The sequence below is a fragment of the Sphingobacterium multivorum genome, assembly GCF_039511225.1.
In the GTDB taxonomy this organism is placed as follows: Bacteria; Bacteroidota; Bacteroidia; order Sphingobacteriales; family Sphingobacteriaceae; genus Sphingobacterium.
This window is the reverse complement of the sequence record NZ_CP154261.1, coordinates 132789-153127: the sequence shown is the minus strand read 5'-3', so window position 1 is coordinate 153127 and position 20339 is coordinate 132789. Positions and strand designations below refer to the sequence as shown.

Sequence of the window (20339 nt, the reverse complement as noted above, 5' to 3'; positions counted from 1 at the left end):
TAATTTAAGTTGATCCGCAATAAAAAAAACACGCTGACCATGGGGAGTGCCAGCGTGTTTACTACCTATTGAAAAACGTTAGGAGAACAAGCAAAGGCATAAGATAGTTTTAACAAAATCAAAAAATACCTGCCAAGCCTATTTTTTATGACATATTGATTTAATACTTATATTTTTCCTTCCATTTGTCCCGTAAACTTTGTCTTAGTTTTTCCTCCTGCGAATTTTGCCCGGGTTCATACAATTTGACCCCGCTGATTTCTTTGGGCAGAAATTCCTGAACAACAAAATTCCCCGGATAGGCGTGTGCATATTTGTATTCGGCACCGTAATTTAAGTCCTTCATCAATTTGGTCGGTGCATTACGGATATGCAGCGGTACAGACAGATCTCCGGTTTGTTTCACCAAGGCCTGCGCCTTATTGATCGCTTCATAGGAAGCGTTGCTTTTAACCGAAGTAGCCAGATAGATCACCGTTTGCGACAGAATGATACGTGATTCGGGCCATCCAATAACATTGACTGCCTGAAAACAATTGTTGGCCAACAACAGGGCATTGGGGTTGGCATTGCCAATATCCTCAGAAGCCAAAATCAACAACCTTCGGGCAATAAAGGACGGATCCTCCCCCCCTTCGATCATCCGCGCAAGCCAATAGACAGCGGCATTCGGATCAGACCCACGGATAGACTTAATAAAGGCCGAAATAATATCGTAATGCTGTTCACCCGCTTTATCATAAATGGCCATATTTTGCTGTACTTGTTTCAGTACAAAGGCATTTGTAATTGGCTCTTTGTGCAATACTGCCGCATTGACAACCAGCTCGAGCACATTTAACAATTTACGTGCGTCGCCACCAGACAGCCGCAACAAGGCCTCATATTCTTCGACAACAATTGCCTGTTTCTGTAAATATTCATCTTCATGTAATGCTTTTTGGATCAATCCAATAAGATCTTCTTCCGAAAGATGTTCCAATACATACACTTGGCAACGCGAGAGCAATGCGGAGATAACTTCAAACGAGGGGTTTTCTGTTGTTGCACCAATAAGTGTCACCAGCCCACGTTCAACAGCCCCTAAAAGTGAATCTTGCTGCGACTTGGAAAAACGGTGAATCTCGTCAATAAATAAAATAGGTTGATCTTGGTTGAAGTTCATCAGCCGTTCGGCTTTTTCGATGACTTCACGAATATCCTTCACCCCGGCCTGAATCGCACTTAATGAAAAGAACGGCCGGTCGAGCTCTCTTGCGATCAGCAAGGCCAAGCTTGTTTTCCCAACCCCCGGGGGGCCCCACAGAATCATGGATGGAATATTTTTTTGCTGGATCGCATGGTAGAGTACTGCATCTGGGCCCACAATATGTTGTTGTCCCACATAATCGCTCAATTGCCGCGGTCTAAGTCGTTCTGCTAATGGAATTCGTGTCGCCATAACACAAAGTTAAAAATTAAACGGCACAGCGACTAAATATTTTAGCTTTAATCATCCGAGCTCTTCGACGAAGAGTACGGTAAAGCGATAAGCTTCAGGCTTTCACAAGCATAATTTTAAAGGTCAGCATTCGCCGCCCGATATTACTTTAACATTTTTTCACATAATTTTTCGTCATATTTGCTCTATTATATATGTAAATTGCTTTTGGCAGAGCATAATCGAACGTACAGGTTTATCGAATCAAGGAGTAGATTGCTCAAATATGCCCTTTAGCTAAATTTATGTAGACGTTAATGATAACGTAATATTTTATGAGAATGACAAAATACTGGATTTCTATATTTACCGCTTTGACTGCATTCATGAATATACCATGTCAGGTAATCGCACAGGATGCCGCCAAAGATTATACAGGTGCGATCAAACAATACGATGCTTCCTTTAAGGGTATCGGTCCTGAGGTCTATTTTTTACCACCTCCAAAAACGGCCAATGAAATACTAGCAGAGAACTATGCGGACAAGAAGTCTTTCAGCAAAGAAATTGCAAGACAGCTCCTGCTCCAGCGACTGTTATTGCAACTGCGGAGCACCAATAACTTGGGGCATTTTCAATATTTAATGAATCCGATGCCTTCTACAGCGAATGTCTGGAATGACGCGATTGAAGCGCAAAAGAACGCTCAAAATTGGATCTCAAGCTATGCCTTATCGAATGAAGCCGCCTTATTTTCAATTAAAAATAACGATAGCAGCAATGCGTCAAAGTTTTTATATCAGGCACTTTCCTTGGCAAATCGTACCGATAACAAGGATGATATAGCCACCATCAATATGAACATCAGCAATTTCCAGTTGTATCGTGGCGACTTTGTCCGTGCAGAAGAAAGTGCACAAAATTATCATACCTATGCCATGACGAGTAAAAGCTATGCGGAACAAGCCAACGCCTGGCTGTTAATTGCCATGGCTCGAGCCGGTCAGGGAAATTATAAAGCGGCCGAAAATAATATTATCCGCAGTGCAATCCCCCTATTCAATAAGGCCAAAGCCTATGAAGGGAAAATTTTTGCCTGGGAAATGCTTGCTGAGATTTATTTTAAGCAAAATAAATTTACCGAGGCACAGTGGTTCCTGCTACAGGCCCGTGATTTGGCCAATGCCAAAAAACTAAGTAGTGAGCTCGCTGAAATCGAGTACCTGCTGGCCTCATCCAAGCAAAGAGATGGAAATTATAAGGTAGCGATCAAAGAATTTGTGCAGGCTGCTGAACTGGCTTCTGATGAAAATAACAAACAGCTCTCACTCGCGATATTGGACAAACTCGGCGAGGTGTATCTTGTGCTAAAAGATTATCCATCTGCTGATCAGACCTACAAGGCCTATACGCAGTTAAAAAATGAACTGTACAATTGATATTTAAAAACAATCTACCTCTTCGCGTGGTCTGTTGTAAGGACAGTCTACAAAGAGATTTTAAGCTTTTTGTAAATATTAAAGGATAAATCAAATAAATTTTTAGATTCTGCGGTAATGTGCTATGAATTTCACTAAATTTAGCACGCTCATCAATAGGAGCTGAATATTTTTTAAAAAGAATGATTATTAAAACCGTCGAAAATATGTTTAGGAAACTCATATTTGCACTTTTTGTTGTATCCATTGTTTCTTGTGGTTCAAAACCACGGGTAGCGCTTCCTGATGACGGAGGGCTTAAACCAAGCACACAACATCAAATTATCGCTAAGGAAGTCTCGGGATTATTGGAAAATGCGAGCTACAAAAAGGTCAAAATGAATGATTCGATATCGGGTATTATATACGATAATCTGATCAAAAGTTTAGATCAAGGAAAAAATTACTTGCTTCAATCGGATATCGATGAATTTCAAGCGTACAGAAGCAATCTTGCGCAGGATATCAAAAATGGAGATCTTTCTGCGGCATTTCATATTTTTAATGTCTATTCCAAGAGATACCTGGACAGAATGCAATATGCGCTTTCAGAAATCGATAAGAAACAGGATTATACCAAAGATGAATATTACCAACCTAACCGCGAAAAATTGGGCTGGTTCAAAACAGCAGATGAAGCCAACGACCAATGGCGTAAGCGTGTAAAATACGATCTGCTTAACTTGGAAACCGCGAGTGGTAAATCTACTGATAGCGCGAGGACCAAACAGGTGGAAACGCTAAAAAAACGCTATGTTAATTTGATCTCGCAGGCAAAGAAAACCAATGCCAACGATGCTTTTCAGGTGGTCATGCAAGCATTGACAGATGCTGTTGATCCACATACATCTTATTTTAACCCATCCTTTGCACAGGCCTTCAATGAAGGAATGGCCAATACGTTTGAAGGTATCGGAGCAAGACTTGTCGTCGACAATGAGGCCGTAAGCATCTTCGAAATTATCCCGGGTGGACCGATATTCAAAGACAAGAGCATTCACGTCAATGATAAGATTATTGCTGTAGCCCAAGGTAAAGATGGTGAATTCGAAGACATTATTGGTTGGAGACTTGATGCTGCTGTAGCAAAAATCAAAGGTCCAAAAGGAACGATTGTCCGCCTGAAAATTATACCTGCCGGTCAGCCCATGAACTCTCATCCGCGCATTGTATCTTTAGTACGTGAGAAAATCGTCGTTGAAGAAGAATCTGCGAAGAAAGAGATTATGAACGTCAAAGGTGCCGATGGAAAAATGTACAAAGTGGGTATCATCAATATTCCGAAGTTCTACATGGATTTTGAAGCTTACAGAAGACGCGATCCAAACTATAAGAGCACAACAAGGGACGTTAGGTTAATCTTAGACACGTTGAAACAAGAAAAAGTAGATGCTGTGGTCATCGACTTGCGGTTCAATGGTGGTGGATCCTTACCAGAAGCCATTGATTTAACCGGTTTATTTATCGATAAAGGTCCAGTTGTACAAGTAAGAGATACAAAGAATAACATCGATGTCGAAGAAGATAAAAACGCGGGCGTATCTTGGGATGGTCCATTGGGCATCATGATCAACCGCTTCTCGGCTTCAGCTTCTGAAATCTTTGCCGGAGCTATCCAGGATTATGGAAGAGGTATTATCTTAGGATCTCAAAGTTATGGCAAAGGAACAGTGCAATCAGCAATCGATATGTCACGTGTCATCAGCCCGACTAGCCGCTTACTCCTAAAGGCCTCCGGTGAAAAGGATCCAGATACCCCAGAAGGTGCTCCTCAATATGGACAGATCAATATCACATTGGGTAAATTCTATCGTGTAAACGGTAGCAGTACGCAACATAAAGGGGTTACACCGGATATCGTCTTCCCTTCTCAGTTTTCTGCAGAGAAATTTGGCGAGAGCTCAGAAAAATCAGCACTTCCTTGGGATCAAATCCAATCGAGCAACTTCAAAAAAGTAGCTGACCTAAGTGGCGTTGACAAGAAATTAGAAACAATGCACGAGGCACGCATTAAAAACTCGCTTGAATATAAATATCTGAAAGAGGATATTGAAGAAGCTCAAAAAGATGAGGATGTGAAAATTCCATTGGAGCTGAACAAATTCAAGAAAGAGAAAGATGACAACCTCAAGAAAAATAGAGACCGCATCAACGCTTTGTTGAAATTGCAGGGCAAACCGGCGTGGGAAGAAGGAAAATCCCAACCGAAAATTGATCTTGATTTTGTGAAAGATGAAAGTGCCAAAGTGATGACCGATTATATCATCAACTTTGGAACAAAAAAACCGTTGTAATTTCAACGTTTCAAAAGCTAGAAAATGAAAGGCAACCGTAACTGCGGTTGCCTTTTTTTATGACCCTCATCACAATAGGGAGAGTTTAACATTAAATTCACGTTTTCTTTGTAACTTATCGCTACATTCATTGTTTTAGTAATATACCGGTACTGCTTGAAGTCCAAATGATTCCCTTAGCTCATACGCTAAAGATTTGGCAGGACAGAATGCACCAACCAGGTTATAGAAGTTAAACGTATAAAAAAGAACATCATGAAACGTATCCTCCTGTTAACTGACTTTTCAGAAAATGCTCTTCTGGCAGCAAAACAAGTTGCGCTGTGTACAGAGGCCTGGAAAACGCAAAAGGTTATTGTCTACCATACTTACAATAGTGTTACCATTGTCAATAACGAACCTATTGTCATTGTCAATGATGAGGTTAAAGAAACCAAAGAGAAAGAACTCACAGCATGGTTTGACCAAATCAGACTGTTGTTCCCACCCCAAGTGGAATTATCCCATCAGATGGAAGATGTTGATTTGCCGATGGGAGTCAACGACATGTGCAAATCGCACGACATTGACCTTGTCGCATTGGGTATCACCGGACAAACGGGTTTTGCTAAGATCCTGGTCGGAAGTAATGCCATTACGCTGATGGACATCTGCAATAAGCCCATGCTTATTGTTTCCCATAAAGTAAATCCGGCCGTCCCCAAAAATGTATTGGCCACCACCGACCTGAAAGAGGTAGACCGGAAATTGGATTTATTCAACTTAGATCAGGTTTTAGATACCTTCAATGCACAATTGTATGTATTGAATGTTGCTAAAAAAGAAGGTTCGGCCGCCGACTTGGCACAGGAGTTAAAGCATCTCCATGAGCGCTTAGACAAATATCATCCGATTTACGACTATATCAGCCATGATGATATTACACTAGGTATTGAAGAATATGCCAAAGAGAAACACATAGACCTCATACTGTCATTTCATAAAAAGCAAGGCCTATTAGCGAGCCTATTCAAAACAAGCATATCTAAAAAGATTGCCTGGAATGGCGCCGCCAACTTACTAGTTATTCCGATGGATAGGTCGTAAGAGAAAAAATAATAAAGCCGCAATCTAGCTTAAATTGCGGCTTTTGTCGTATAGTTCTTCCCCCGGGAAGTCTTTCCTTTGGGATTCTCTTATTTCTTATCAACCGAATGTTTACCCGGTCCAATAAGGATAAGTCCTAAAAACACAAAGCAAAGCTCAATCGCATGGGATGCACCAGAGATACCATCTCCTTTAGAAAGATGCATTAATCCAGCAATGACCATCGTAAATGCAAGCAATAATGCCGCTGGTCTGAAAAAGAGTCCCAGCAGTAAAAATAGGCCACCAACAGTTTCGGTCGCAGCAGCCATAAAGCCCCAAAAAGTAGGCATAAAATGAATACCGATATTACCCATTGATTTACCAACCCCAGCCCAGAGCTCAGGGCCGCCCTGTAACTTAGGAAGACCGTGCATGATCATCATCACCCCCAGTCCGACTCGTAATATCAACAGTCCTGTATCGCGATATTTACCCAATGAATTCCAAATTGCCATAAAAAACGGTTAAATTATTAAAACTTAAATTACCAATCACCCTAAATTAGTGAAATTATTTAGATTGAACGCCTCCCAGCACCCATCCTATAAATAAAGCTATTGCATTTATAATACTTAATGCGTAATTTAATAGCTATAGACCCGATTATGATGCTTTGGAATGTCTAAGACAGCGTAAAAATCCTTAGCTGCGGATTATGGATAAACAAATAACTAATAAGGATGAAAAACCTACTCTTGTTAACAGACTTTTCGGACAATGCCTATGCTGCTGCCCGCTATGCCGCACAATTAGCTCCACTCTGGGGTATTGAAAAGGTTGTTCTATACCATACATACGAAGTAATCCCCACCGTAGGTACCGAACCTGTTGTCATAAGCAATTCAGAAATCCTGGAAGAAAAACAAAAGGATCTCAATACCTGGCAGCAGGAACTGATGTTGCTTTTCCCTGAGGGTATTGCCTGGAAGTCAGTTCTTGAAGAATATGAACTTAGCTATGGTGTAAACCGGACCTGTGCTGAGGAGGACATTGATCTCGTCATCGTCGGAACTGCAGGTAAAAGTGGCTTAAAGAAACTGCTTCTTGGAAGTAATACCCTCAAGCTGATCGAAAATTGTCACACGCCATTACTGGTTGTCCCCGCACGGGCAGAGTTTAGGGTACCCAAAAAGATGTTGATCGCCACCAATCTCAAAGAAGTCAAACTAAAATTAAACCGTCTCCTGGTGAATGCGTCGGAAGTATTACGTAAAAGTGAGGTCTATGTTGTCCATGTGACCAAAGAAGATCCTGCAAATAAAGCGGTAAATGCCGAAATAACGATCATGCAGGACTTATTGGCTCCTTATCATCCCATCTATAGCTATATCCTCCATGCGGACATTGCTTCAGGGATCAACCAATACATCAACGAAAACCATATCGACATGATGGTCACTTTCCATCGGGACAAGGGTCTATTAAGCCGAATTTTCAATACGAGTATTGCGCAAAAAATGGCATGGAAGAGTCAGGCTGCCATGATGGTCATCCCTGTACATTCGGGATAATCTGCAGATAAATGATGCAGCCAGATGCTGTTCGGTTATCCCTACAAATAGGTTAACTGAACAGAATTTTCTGTCGTCTCCAATGTTACTTTTCGCCCAAACATGAGGGCGTGATTGTCATCAATATGCCCTGCGGGGTAATCAAATGCTACCGGAAAATCATATTCTTTCACTTTATCCCATACAATTTCCGCTATACTTTGCCCAAAAGCTGGATCATTGTCTTTCATGGCAGAAAAGCCACCCACTAGGAGACCATTCAATTTTTTGAGTTTCCCAGCACGCTTCAATGCCCATAGCATTCTGTCGATGGAGTAATAGGCTTCCCCGACGTCCTCTATAAATAAAATTTTATTCTTGTAATTGACATCCGAATCGGAAGCAAGTACCGAAAGTAAGATGGCTAAATTTCCACCGATCAATTTGCCTTCGCCTGTACCCGCACGATTGGGGAACAATGTCTGTTCGTAGGCGAAGTCCATATTATGGCCAAACAATGCATTTTTCAAGGTTTCCAAAGAGGCTGTTGTCCCCGTTTCAAAAGACTTGGGCATCTGTCCATGTATTGTTGCAATTTTATAATTGCGTTGGATATGACTATGCAATACGGTTATATCGCTAAAACCCACCAACCACTTGGGATTTTTTTCAAAGTTTGAAAAATCGATTTCGTCGACAATACGAACACAGCCGTAACCTCCGCGCGCCGCAAAAACAGCTTTAATCGACGGGTCATCCAGCGCCCACTGCAGATCGGCGGTGCGTAAATTGTCATCTCCGGCAAACTGATGAAACGATGCCCCAACAGTCTTACCAATGACAACCTCCAGTCCCCAACTCTCTAATGTTTTTATGCCAACATCAATAGATCCACGTATAAAACTCGCAGGACAAACAATAGCGACTTTATCGCCTTCTTTCAGAAAATCAGGAATTTTGGACATATTTTTTTATCGCTAATGATCAAACAAAAACTTCATGACTTCGAAGACTTCAACAGCTATGCAAGCGAACTGAAGAATCTTTCTGGCCAATAACATCAAACACTTTCAAAAAAAAGGACCTCTATATTGCAAAGTCCGATTAGAAATATACTTGATATATGGTGCTTATATGTACAAATAAACGTAAATTTATCTAAGTTTTCTACCGCTATGTTGAATAATATTTCTACGATAACAAGAGGTTAAATAGCAGCGTATTTTAATCAAGTTGCCGTAATCATAGAAATCAGCCAAAACAAGAATTCAAGAATAAATTGTTCGATATGACATGCATTTATATTGCATATAAACAGCAATTTATCTAAGTTTGCCAAAGGAAACAAGTACACACTTTAATATACTTTCAAGCATTGAGTATTCTAGATAAAAAACGTTATACCATCACATCGGCATTACCTTATGCCAATGGTCCTTTACATATTGGACACCTTGCCGGAGCTTATATCCCAGGGGATATCTTTGTCCGTTATCTGCGTCTAAATCAAAAAGATGTAGTCTATGTATGTGGTTCAGATGAGCATGGTGCGGCGATTACCATCCGTGCAAAAAAAGAGGGCATCACCCCACAGCAAATCATTGACAAATACAACAAACAAATCAAAGAAAGCTTTGAGGAGTTTGGTATTTCTTTCGATATCTATCACCGTACATCGGAGCCCATACATCACCAGTTATCGCAGGATTTCTTCTTGAACCTTTACAACAAAGGTGAATTTGTCGAGAAATTTTCGGAGCAGTATTACGATGAGGAATACCATCAGTTTTTGGCTGACCGCTATATTACGGGAACTTGTCCAAATTGTAAATCCGAAGGTGCCTATGGTGACCAATGTGAGAAATGTGGAACATCACTTAGCCCAACAGATCTGATCAACCCGATTTCAACATTGAGCGGAAAGACACCGGTTTTGAAAGAAACAAAACATTGGTATCTTCCATTGGACAAATACCAGCCTTGGCTTGAAAAATGGCTGATCGAAGGAAAGAAAAATATCCTGAAGTCCAACGTTTTTGGCCAGTGTCAATCGTGGCTTAAATCCGGTTTACAGCCGCGTTCAATGACAAGAGATCTGGACTGGGGCGTTGATGTGCCTTTGGCTGAAGCAGAGGGTAAAAAACTCTATGTTTGGTTAGATGCGCCTATCGGTTATATCTCAGCAACAAAACAATGGGCTTTGGATCATGGTAAAAACTGGGAAGACTATTGGAAAACCCATGAAAACCCAGCAGACGATTCTACGCTGATCCATTTTATTGGAAAAGATAATATTGTTTTCCACTGCATTATTTTCCCGGCGATTCTTCATGCACACGGCGACTATATTTTACCAGAAAATATTCCGGCCAACGAATTCCTGAACCTGGAAGGCGATAAGCTGTCCACTTCTCGAAACCATGCCGTTTGGTTACATGAATACCTACAGGAATTCCCGGATAAACAGGATGAATTGCGTTATGTATTGACATCCATCTTACCGGAAACTTCGGATGCCGAGTTTACCTGGAAAGATTTCCAAGCTCGGATCAACAATGAACTTGTGGCGATCTTTGGAAACTTTGTCAACCGTGTATTGGTCCTTTCCCACAAATATTTTGATGGCAAAGTATTGAATGGCTCTCCACTTACAGCTGTAGATCAAGCGGTACTGGATGAACTAAAAGCATACCCTGCTTCTATTAAATCGTCTTTGGAGCAGTTCCGCTTCCGTGAGGCATTGGCAGAATTTATGAATGTAGCGCGTTTGGGCAACAAGTATCTTGCCGATGAAGAACCATGGAAGATCATCAAGACAGATGAGGAACGTGTCAAAACAATCTTACATGTAGCCGCTCAAATCGTTGCGAATCTTGCCGTTCTTGCACAACCATTTTTACCAAAAACAGCAATCAAACTATTTGAAATGCTCAATTTCCCTCAGGGAAACTGGAATGACGCAGGTTCGGATACATTGATCCAAACTGGACACCAATTGGGTGAAGTGCAATTGTTATTTGACAAAATAACCGATGAGCAAGTCGACTTCCAGCTCAACAAACTTGCCGAAGCAAAAGCGAAAAACCTTGCCGATAATGCCAAGGTTGCTCCTGCGAAAGAAAACATCAGCTTCGATGATTTTGTTAAAATGGATATCCGTGTCGGAACCATTGCAGCCGCTGAAAAAGTTGCCAAAACCAAGAAATTGTTAAAATTGACGATAGACACCGGCTTAGATACACGCACTGTCGTTTCGGGTATCGCAGAGTTCTTCAGTCCAGAGGAAATCGTAGGCCGTCAGGTATCTATCTTGGTCAACCTTGAACCTCGTGAAATCAAAGGAATTATGTCGCAGGGAATGATCCTGATGGCAGAAGACGCTGATGGACGATTGGATTTTGTCAAACCAGATACAACCATTAAAGTAGGAAGTACGGTACGTTAATATAAAACCGGCATTCCTTTTATACAAAAAGCCTGTTCGTATGAACAGGCTTTTTTATCATCTCGACGGGACAAGAACGGTATAAGATTATCCCCTAAAAGAGTATACTCTGCAGTCGTTTTTTAAAGGCCTTCTCATCCATATAGTCATAGACGGTATCTTTCAGCTTCTTTATGATCTCCGTTCTGGATTCCGCAACCACCTTTTTCTTTTTGGTCAGCACATTGGAAAATGCTGTATTGGTAATCTCCACCTTTGTGGCAAACATATTGACATTCATGCTCGGTATAGATATCCCCATTACCAGCCCAGGGAGCCCATGGATAAGCTCAGGCCCACCAGAGATTGGTATTTGTCCAGCAAAAAAGGCTACTACATAGACCGAATCTTGAATAACACCATTTGCTCTCCGACAATCATATCCCGCAATATTTCGGTATTCATCCGTATATTTCCATTTAACCGCAGGCAAAGAATCTTTGAGCAACAACTGCTCATCTCCAAAAGGGAGCAACTTTAAAAACTCCTGATTCTGGAAATTAATATAGGTTTTTGAATCGGGAAGAATAGAATTATAGTAAGTCACATTACGATAATTCGCAGGATAATCCTCCTGCACGGTTTCAAACAGGGTTTCATTATCGTAAAATTTCAAAATATGGTGGGTCACCACCTCAGCGGGCCCATTTTTCACGGCATTGTCGACCATCAGCTTATCCCAGGTATCTAAATCGGGCTTGCTGAGATAATTACGCTTTAAGAAATTCTGCACATGGAACTTCCGTTCATAGGTGACCGTTCCGCTGCTCGGAAAATAAGCATGTTGTGCATGGGCTGTACCCGCGCACAGCAATAATACCCAAACCATCAACTTGATATACTTACTCATTTGGCATCTCCTTTCATTGTTGTAAAATTGTAGATTACTTTTAGCATTCCATACCGACGTAATACGTCGTTGCTGGTCTGGATAAATGAAGTTCCATTCTGATAACGATACACTCCATTATTTTTGTTCAAAATATCATTGACAAATACCTGTACCTCCAAGGACTTATCTTTCAATAATTTCTTGGAAACATAACCATTCATATTAATGATATTAATGGATTCAAGCGTTTTTGTAGCGGCCTGATAATTCTGGTTTGTCGACAGGGAAATTTTAAAGTCTTTTGGTAAATAATAGGTAATCTCCGAGAACGTCCTGAATTTAAAAGTCGTCCGGTTCAACTCAGGCTGCAAATAGGAATTCATCTGCTCCGCACCAGGGCTCATGGAGATGTAAAAATCCATTTTGTTCGCTTTATATCGGCTAAAACCAATACTTGGTGCTACACTCCATGTTTGATTTCTATTGAGCTTTGGCTCTTCATTGAAGGAGGATAAATAGCTAAACTGGCTGTTATACTGCGCATTCATGCCAAGATTCATTTTTAATCCCCATTTTTTCTTCAATACAAAACTGTATCCTCCACCACCATACATACGCCAATTGTCTTTATCAATATTGACGTAGGAAATTTGCTGCGTACCTTTATCTAGATCATAGCGCACGCTATTGTTGATACTTTTCTTTCCTTGATCTGCACTCACATAAAAATAGATACTCTGATCCTTTAACTGCTTGTAGTTATTGAAATTAACTGAATAGGAGTTATCAAAGCCCGCTTTCAGATCTGGATTATCCAAATACTCGACGAGTGGCTGGGAATTTTGTTTCAATGGCTCTATTTGCGTCAACGAAGGCTGACTCGTGCGGCCGCTGTAGCGGAAGCTTACATTTTTGCTTTTCGAGATTTTGTAGTTGATGGAAAGATTTGGAGCAACAGATGTCTGGTTCCGCTGCAGTATTGTATTCAGGTTGTTATAGGTTCTCTTGACCTGCTCAAAATCAACCCGATTGCTCAAATTTACTGTTAATGTATTCGACTTGTAATTCAAGGAGGCGTTGACACCATTTTTTAAACTGTTAAAATCAAAATCGTTGAGCAGGTTTTGGTCCAATACTGTATATTTTCCTGTAGCCGGATCTTTATCAAATGACTGATTGAGTGTTTCCGATTTATTTTGATTGAATGCATAACCTATTGCAGCGGTCAGCCTTTTAGAAAGCGGCTCCGAATAGGTTACTGAAGCTCCGTAGGTATTGTTCGCCAGCTTATCATTTTTATATTGATCGATCAAGGTTGTATCTCCGGAACTTTGGAAGAAGTTTTCCGAAAAATACTGTGTTTTGTTGCGATTTTGATCTGCATTCGCATTGACATTGAAAGTAATGGAGCGGCGGTCCTTTTTGAAACGACGTGTAAGCATCGCATTGACATTAAATCGATCCTGATCATTATTTAAATCTGTCTTGGACGAAGTCCGTGTAATCAATGTGCCATCCAATTTACGTTGATCTGCTTCGGAATTGGATAAATTGTCACGGCTAGATTTGGTAAAGCCCATGGTGACAGTAAGGTCAGCAAGCGAATCAAGCTTATAGTCATACCGTAGATTTGCAATATTTGCCTGTGTTTCTGTTTCAGATGTGGTCACATTATTATCTACCTGTGCGCGTTCAGGAAGGTTATTCTGTGCGTTGTATGTACTTGTATTGTTGACATTGATCTGATTCCGCTTGAAGTTGACATTGATCTTATGCTTATCATCTTTGGACTTATCCGAATAGCTTGCTCCCATGTTGACAGCCTTAGGTACGCCACCACCATAGTATTTACCGTCCCATCCCCCATCAGAACCATCACCACCAGAGGAAATCATAATGCCTCCGCCCTCCATCATCTGCACATTGCTACTTCCGCCCACACCATATTTTTGGCTATCTTCAAACCCCAATCCGACCATTCCATCATTGGCCAGAATACCATAAGCAGCAATTTTCTGCGAGCCCTTAAACTTATTGAGCATGACTTTTCCGCCATAATAGTTGTCTGTACCAGCTCCCGCAACAGCCTGACCGAACATTCCCTTTTTCTTATCTTCTTTGAGCTTGATATCAATTGTCTGTGTACGTTCTCCGTCATCCACGCCGGTACGTACGGCAAGATCCGATTTCTTTTCATAAACCTGTACTTTGCTGACCATATCTGACCGGATGTTTTTCGTAATCAGCGTTGGGTCATCGCCAAAAAACTCTTCACCGTCAAGCAACACCTTTTTCACTTCCTTCCCCTGCGCGATGATCTTGCCTGACCCATCCATTGTAATACCCGGTAATACCTTCAGCAGGTCTTCCACTTTAGCATCCTTCTCTACTTTAAAACTACCTGCATCATATTCTATTGTATCGCCTTTGATCACCACCGGAATTTTACCATTTACCTGAACCTCTTCCAGCAGTAGAGCTGCCTTGGATAGCTTTACAATACCGATATCTAAGTCTTGGGCAGCCACATGGATATCCTTTACCAAGTCAGCATACTGTGGATAGGAAACCACCATTTTATAGGTACCTGTGTCTAGATTAGCAATTTGGAATGTTCCATTTTCCTTCGTCCGGCCAAATTTAACCAAAATCGAATCTTTGGGATTGAGCAGCGCGATTGAAGCTTGATGTAGTTTTGCAAGATCTTTGATATCTGCCACCGATCCCACAAGTTTATGTTGTGCATAGGACTTGGAACCCAGGACAGAAAATAAAAGAAACAAAACTAGGGAATAGGTTAGTTTCATAAAATTTCGTTTATATATTGTCGAGGTAAATATAGATATGTTGCTACGGAAAATTCGTAAAATAATGTTAAATAATTGTATAATTAATAAAATAAATTTAAACCTTTCCAATAAAACGCCACAATCGACTATATACCAGTTATTTCAGCACATAAAAAAAGAGGCGTAACTTATTTGTTACGCCTCCAGTATAAATAGAAAAATATATTTTATTTCCTTTAATCTACATTCAGGTTCAATTCTTTTTCCTTATTGATTAAATGGGCAATACTTGTATCGTTTAAAATCTGCAACATGGCATTTCTCACTTCTACAAACGTATCGCGTATGCCACAGGCATGCTCTTGGGTACACTCTTCGCACGAGCGGTAGAAGTTTAAGCTCACGCAGGGGAGCAAGGCTATGGGTCCATCGATCAGGCGCATTACCTGCGATAAAAAAACATCTTCGGGAGCTTTATTAAGGCTATAACCACCGCCAGCACCTTTTTTGCTGTAGAGAATTCCGGCATTTCGCATTTCAAGCAGAATTTGTTCCAAGAATTTTTTTGGAATATTCTCCTCCTGCGCAATCTTCACGATTTGCATCGGCTCATTACCGTAATTACGACCAAGCACCATCAGTGCTTTTATTGCATATTTTGTTTTTTTGGAAAGCATAGTTTGTTTACCCCCTGTTGAATTGCAAATTTACGTTTTTTATTCAATAGAATAAAACCTGCCGGATTTAGCAGGTACCAACAGTCTCCTTATTGACCCAGCACTGCCGTGATCGGTTTGCCGATGCTACCATTGGGCTCAGTAATGTGCAATAGCGAAGAGATTGTCGGTGCAATATCCACAATATGCACCTCTGTATTAGATACACCTGGTTTAATTCCCCAGCCCATAAATACCAATGGAATATGGGAATCATAGCCAGACCAGGTACCATGTGTTGTACCAGTCGAGCGCGGCGTACCGTCATACCATTGCGGTTCACAAACAATCTGAATTGCACCACTACGTTTAAAGTTGTAACCATTGATCATTTTCTCGCGAATAGGCGCCGGAATCATCAGACTTTCTCCTTTTTCCATATCAGCCACATAAGCAACACCTTCTGTATGGCGAAGTTCACGAATGATGGTTTCTTTTATTTTTTCACGATCCAAATTCAACGAATCAATCTTTTGATTAGCGAGATGCACCTGATAGTTCATCAAGCTTGTCACCAGCTTCTCTTGTCCAAATTTCTCTTTAAGGGTTTTGTTAAGTCCTGTGATAATCTGACGGGAATAGAAATAACCGCCATTTCCTTTCATGTCCATAAAGAACCGAGAGTTATAAGAAGCCCCATGATCTGCAGTCAGGAAGAAGGTATAGTTTCCTTTACCCACGGTCTTGTCCAAATAGTTGAAGAAATCGGCAAGTTGTTTATCAAGCTGCAGGTAGATATCTTCAATCTCCACTGCTGTCAATGAATAGCGGTGTCCGACGTAATCTGTTGCTGAAAGGCTCACACAAAGGAAGTCGGTATTTTTAGTTGGGTTATTTCCCATCTGTTCATTTTTGATTGCTTCCATTGCCAGATCCAAGGTAAACTGATTTCCCATTGGTGTGGTTTTGATCAGCTCATAGCCTTCGTCTTTCATCAGCTTAGAAGTCGCGCGCGGCAAAGTCGGTTTTTCTTCGCCAGGGTATTTACCTTCGTAGATATTATCATCTGCAATACTGTTGGCAGCATAGGTACTAATATCATACATGGGTTTCCAGTCGCCTTTCAGGTATTTTTCGGCCAATTTTCTCTTGTTGAAGTCTACCACCCATTTTGGCAGTTTATCCATGTAGAAATTAGAGGTGATCCAATCACCTGATTTTGCTTCGAACCAATACGCTGCATCAGCAAAATGCCCCGCAGGCAGAATACCACCACGGTCTTTAATCGCGATACCGATCACTTTCGATTTAAAGTTAGAAGCGAGTTTCAATTGATCCGTTACAGTCGACGCAAGCAAATTACGTGGGGACTGCTGCCCTTCCTTGGCGGTAGTCCCTACACCAACAACATTATCGTCCTGCGTACAGTACATATTCTTACCCGTCTGTTCTTCGATCCAGTCATTACCTGCAATACCATGTATGGAGGGAACTGAGCCTGTATATACCGAACTGTGCCCAATGGCTGTGTATGTCGGAATATAGTTAATCAATGTATTTTCACAGGAAAATCCTTCTTTCAAAAGTCGTTTGAAACCATCATTTCCATATCGATCCGCAAAACGATATAAATAATCCCAACGCATTTGATCCACCATCAGGCCGACAACCAATTTTGGTCTTTCCGGTTGCTGCGCCATGGACGAAAGCGCTGCTATTCCAAGGACTACACTTAAAAAAAATCTTTTAATCATAATTGTATTAAGTATTAAAATATTAGTTTTTTATTTCGTGTAAAGTATCCATCAGGCCTTAACAAAAGGAACAATAAATCGTAACTTATTGGTAGCCCAAGTCTCCTGATATCGATTACTTCACTTCGCTAAAGTAGGGTTTAATCTTTTAAATGTGCTTTTAAAAATTGACCTGTATAAGAATCTTTACAATGGATAAGTTCTTCCGGAAGACCCGCAAAGACTAGCTTTCCACCTTTATTTCCACCTTCTGGACCAATATCGATCACCCAATCTGCCGATTTGATCATATCCATATTGTGCTCGATCACCAATATACTGTTGCCTAGGGCAATCAGTGCATCGAATGATTTCAATAGCTTTTTAATATCCTGAAAGTGTAAGCCTGTTGTTGGCTCATCAAAGATAAAGAGTGTCTTCTTACTGTTATTACCCTTAATAAGGAAAGAGGCCAGTTTAATCCGCTGTGCTTCACCGCCAGACAATGTACTTGACGATTGCCCGAGCTTAACGTAGCCTAATCCAACGTCCTGTAAAGGCTGCAATTTAGCCAATATTTTGGGCTGGTCTTCAAAGAATACAATCGCTTCATCAACACTCAGCTCGAGAACATCTGCGACCGACTTGTTCTTGTAATGTACATCAAGCACAAATTGTTTAAATCGTTTCCCTCCACAGGCCTCACATGGCAGAACGATATCGGCCATAAATTGCATTTCAATTTTAACTTCACCTTCGCCCTGACAAACATCACAACGTCCACCTTCAACATTAAATGAAAATGCAGCAGGTTTCAATCCAGCAGCTTTGGCTGGCGCCTGATTGGCATACAAGGCCCTGATTTCATCCCAGGCTTTCACGTAAGTAACAGGGTTGGATCGCGAAGAACGACCGATTGGATTTTGATCGACCATTTCAACTTGTTCAACCTGGGTAATATCTCCTTCAATCGCATCATAGACGCCTGTCTGCTCACCAGAGTAATTGCCGATCGACTTCTGCAGTGCCGGGTAAAGGATACGTTTGACCAACGAGGTCTTACCTGATCCCGAAACACCCGTTACCACAGTAAAGGTATTCAATGGAAATTGTACATCAATCCCTTTGAGGTTATTCTCATGTGCCCCTTTAATGGTTACACTATTGGACCATGGACGACGTTTTTGGGGTACCTCAATCTGGCTTTTACCACTGAGGTATTGACCCGTAAGACTTTTTGTATCTTTCAGAATCTGTTGATATGTACCCGCAAAGACCATCTCGCCGCCATTAATTCCCGCTTCTGGTCCGATATCGATCAGGTAATCGGCAGCTTCCATCATTTCCTGCTCATGCTCGACCACTACAACCGTATTGCCAACATCGCGGAGGGATTTCAGCACAGAAATCAGGCGCTGTGTATCACGTGGATGGAGCCCGATACTGGGTTCGTCCAACACATAGATAGAACCTACGAGCGAACTCCCTAATGAAGTGGCCAGGTTGATCCGCTGCGACTCACCGCCTGAAAGGGTATTCGACAGCCGGTTCAACGTCAGATAACTTAATCCAACATCACACAAAAATTGCAACCTGTTATTAATTTCAGCAAGAAGTCTTTTGGCAATGACCGGCTCATTGCCGACCAGCGGTAAAGTTTTAAAAAAATCCAAGGCTTCTTCAAGCGGCATCAATACGATATCGGTGATAGACTTGCCCCCTACTTTCACGTAGGTAGCATCTTTTCGCAATCGGGTACCGCGGCAATCCGGGCAATCTTTCTTCCCACGGTAGCGCGATAACATCACACGGTATTGAATTTTATAGGTTTGGGCTTCAAGTTCTTCGAAGAACTGGGTAAGGCCTTCAAAATATTGATTTCCCGTCCACAGCAGCTCTTTCTGCGCGGTCGTCAGGTCCATGTATGCACGATGTATCGGGAAATCAAATTTCAGTGAACTTTTAACAAGTTTCTGTAGCCACTCGCCCATTTTCTCTCCTCGCCAGGGTGCAATTGCGCCATCGTAAACCGATCGGCTCTTGTCTGGAATAACAAGATCGGGATCAATACCAATGATCTTCCCGTAACCTTCACATCGGCGACAGGCACCATAAGGATTATTAAAACTGAAGAAATTTGGTGTAGGTTCTTCAAAGGTTATGCCATCAAGTTCAAATTTATGGGAGAAATGATGCCGCTGACCATTTTCTTCCATATAGAGCTCGCCTTTACCCTCGAAAAATCCCGTTTGGACAGAGTCAGAAAGTCGATTGACGGTATCATCGTCCTGTTCAATACGTACCCGGTCGACGACAATAAGCACTTCACCATCCTGAAGGTCTTTATTGGCAACGGACTTATCATCGATAATAGTTTCGATTTTCTGCATACTATCGCCATAGACGACACGCACAAAACCTTTCTGTAACAAGAGCGACAGTTCTTCCTTGAGCTTACGACCGTGTGAAGGCATAAGCGGTGCAAGAAGTGTCACGGTTGTCCCCTCCGCTAAATTCAACGCAAAATCCACCACTGAACTCACACTATCTTTGGTCACCTCGCGGCCCGATATAGGAGAAATTGTCTTGCCGATCCGGGCATACAACAATTTCAGATAATCGTAGATCTCAGTGGATGTCCCCACCGTCGAACGAGGGTTGGACGTAATGACGCGTTGTTCTATGGCAATCGCTGGAGCAATACCTTTGATGTAATCAACCTCCGGTTTATTCATCCGCCCCATAAACTGTCGTGCGTACGAAGAAAGACTCTCGACATAACGTCGTTGTCCTTCGGCGTAGAGCGTATCAAAAGCTAAGGATGATTTTCCTGAGCCCGACATTCCAGTGATAACAACTAATTTATTTTTTGGGATATCAACGTCAATATTCTTTAAGTTATTAACTCTTGCACCCTTTATCTGAATATATTCTTTTGGAGTGTGCTCCACCTGTTTACTCATAATAATCCTTATCTCACACAAAGTTACGTATTCTTGGCTGATTATATTCCTGCGAATTAAAAAGCTATTCGG

At 41.4% G+C, this 20339-nt stretch carries 13 protein-coding genes; 5 read left to right on the top strand and 8 right to left on the bottom strand.

Translation table 11 applies throughout. From position 1 onward, the window contains the following. Positions 1-160: 160 nt before the first annotated feature. Positions 161-1441 (bottom strand): replication-associated recombination protein A, encoded by a 1281-nt coding sequence (locus AAH582_RS00615; RefSeq protein ID WP_046673775.1) that lies wholly within the window; start codon positions 1439-1441, stop codon positions 161-163. Between the two features lie 314 nt (positions 1442-1755). Between AAH582_RS00615 and AAH582_RS00610 the strand changes: the two genes are divergently transcribed. The 3 genes from AAH582_RS00610 to AAH582_RS00600 all read left to right on the top strand — a co-directional run bounded on the left by AAH582_RS00610 (position 1756) and on the right by AAH582_RS00600 (position 6278). Then, on the top strand, positions 1756-2859 hold the full coding sequence (locus AAH582_RS00610; protein WP_156167623.1) for a tetratricopeptide repeat protein: 1104 nt from the start codon (positions 1756-1758) through the stop codon (positions 2857-2859). Between the two features lie 206 nt (positions 2860-3065). After that, positions 3066-5192 (top strand): carboxy terminal-processing peptidase, encoded by a 2127-nt coding sequence (locus AAH582_RS00605; protein WP_343320920.1) that lies wholly within the window; start codon positions 3066-3068, stop codon positions 5190-5192. A 255-nt stretch (positions 5193-5447) separates the two neighbouring features. Beyond that, positions 5448-6278 carry a universal stress protein gene (locus AAH582_RS00600; protein WP_343320919.1) on the top strand — a complete coding sequence of 277 codons (831 nt, stop codon included), beginning with the start codon at positions 5448-5450 and terminating at the stop codon, positions 6276-6278. 89 nt (positions 6279-6367) lie between these two features. On the opposite strand, the gene AAH582_RS00595 is transcribed toward AAH582_RS00600, so the two are convergent. After that, the gene (locus AAH582_RS00595) at positions 6368-6775 is read right to left on the bottom strand and encodes a DoxX family protein (RefSeq protein WP_046673771.1); all 408 of its coding nucleotides are present in this window, start codon (positions 6773-6775) and stop codon (positions 6368-6370) included. A gap of 225 nt (positions 6776-7000) precedes the next feature. Between AAH582_RS00595 and AAH582_RS00590 the strand changes: the two genes are divergently transcribed. Then, a complete protein-coding gene (locus tag AAH582_RS00590) occupies positions 7001-7831 on the top strand; it encodes a universal stress protein (RefSeq protein ID WP_286754139.1) in 831 nt (276 codons plus the stop codon). A gap of 41 nt (positions 7832-7872) precedes the next feature. Here the strand turns inward: AAH582_RS00590 and AAH582_RS00585 are convergent, their stop codons facing one another. After that, complete coding sequence (locus AAH582_RS00585) at positions 7873-8775, bottom strand: S66 peptidase family protein (protein WP_343320918.1); 903 nt, start codon at positions 8773-8775, stop codon at positions 7873-7875. Positions 8776-9185: 410 nt separating this feature from the next. On the opposite strand from AAH582_RS00585, the gene metG reads away from it, so the two are divergent. Further along, entirely contained in the window at positions 9186-11255 is a 2070-nt protein-coding gene (metG, locus tag AAH582_RS00580) for a methionine--tRNA ligase (RefSeq protein ID WP_084823146.1), read from the top strand. Positions 11256-11349: 94 nt separating this feature from the next. On the opposite strand, the gene AAH582_RS00575 is transcribed toward metG, so the two are convergent. From AAH582_RS00575 to uvrA, 5 genes are all read right to left on the bottom strand, one after another. Further along, positions 11350-12144: a GLPGLI family protein gene (locus tag AAH582_RS00575; RefSeq protein WP_286768758.1), complete on the bottom strand. Its 795-nt coding sequence runs from the start codon at positions 12142-12144 to the stop codon at positions 11350-11352. After that, complete coding sequence (locus tag AAH582_RS00570; RefSeq protein WP_343320917.1) at positions 12141-14933, bottom strand: outer membrane beta-barrel protein; 2793 nt, start codon at positions 14931-14933, stop codon at positions 12141-12143. Before AAH582_RS00570 ends, AAH582_RS00575 begins: the two co-directional genes overlap by 4 nt. A gap of 218 nt (positions 14934-15151) precedes the next feature. Beyond that, on the bottom strand, positions 15152-15592 hold the full coding sequence (locus AAH582_RS00565; protein WP_046673766.1) for an RrF2 family transcriptional regulator: 441 nt from the start codon (positions 15590-15592) through the stop codon (positions 15152-15154). A gap of 89 nt (positions 15593-15681) precedes the next feature. Next, positions 15682-17325: an alkaline phosphatase PafA gene (gene pafA / locus AAH582_RS00560; RefSeq protein ID WP_046673765.1), complete on the bottom strand. Its 1644-nt coding sequence runs from the start codon at positions 17323-17325 to the stop codon at positions 15682-15684. Between the two features lie 140 nt (positions 17326-17465). Continuing rightward, the gene (gene uvrA / locus AAH582_RS00555) at positions 17466-20267 is read right to left on the bottom strand and encodes an excinuclease ABC subunit UvrA (protein WP_343320916.1); all 2802 of its coding nucleotides are present in this window, start codon (positions 20265-20267) and stop codon (positions 17466-17468) included. Positions 20268-20339 lie beyond the last annotated feature (72 nt).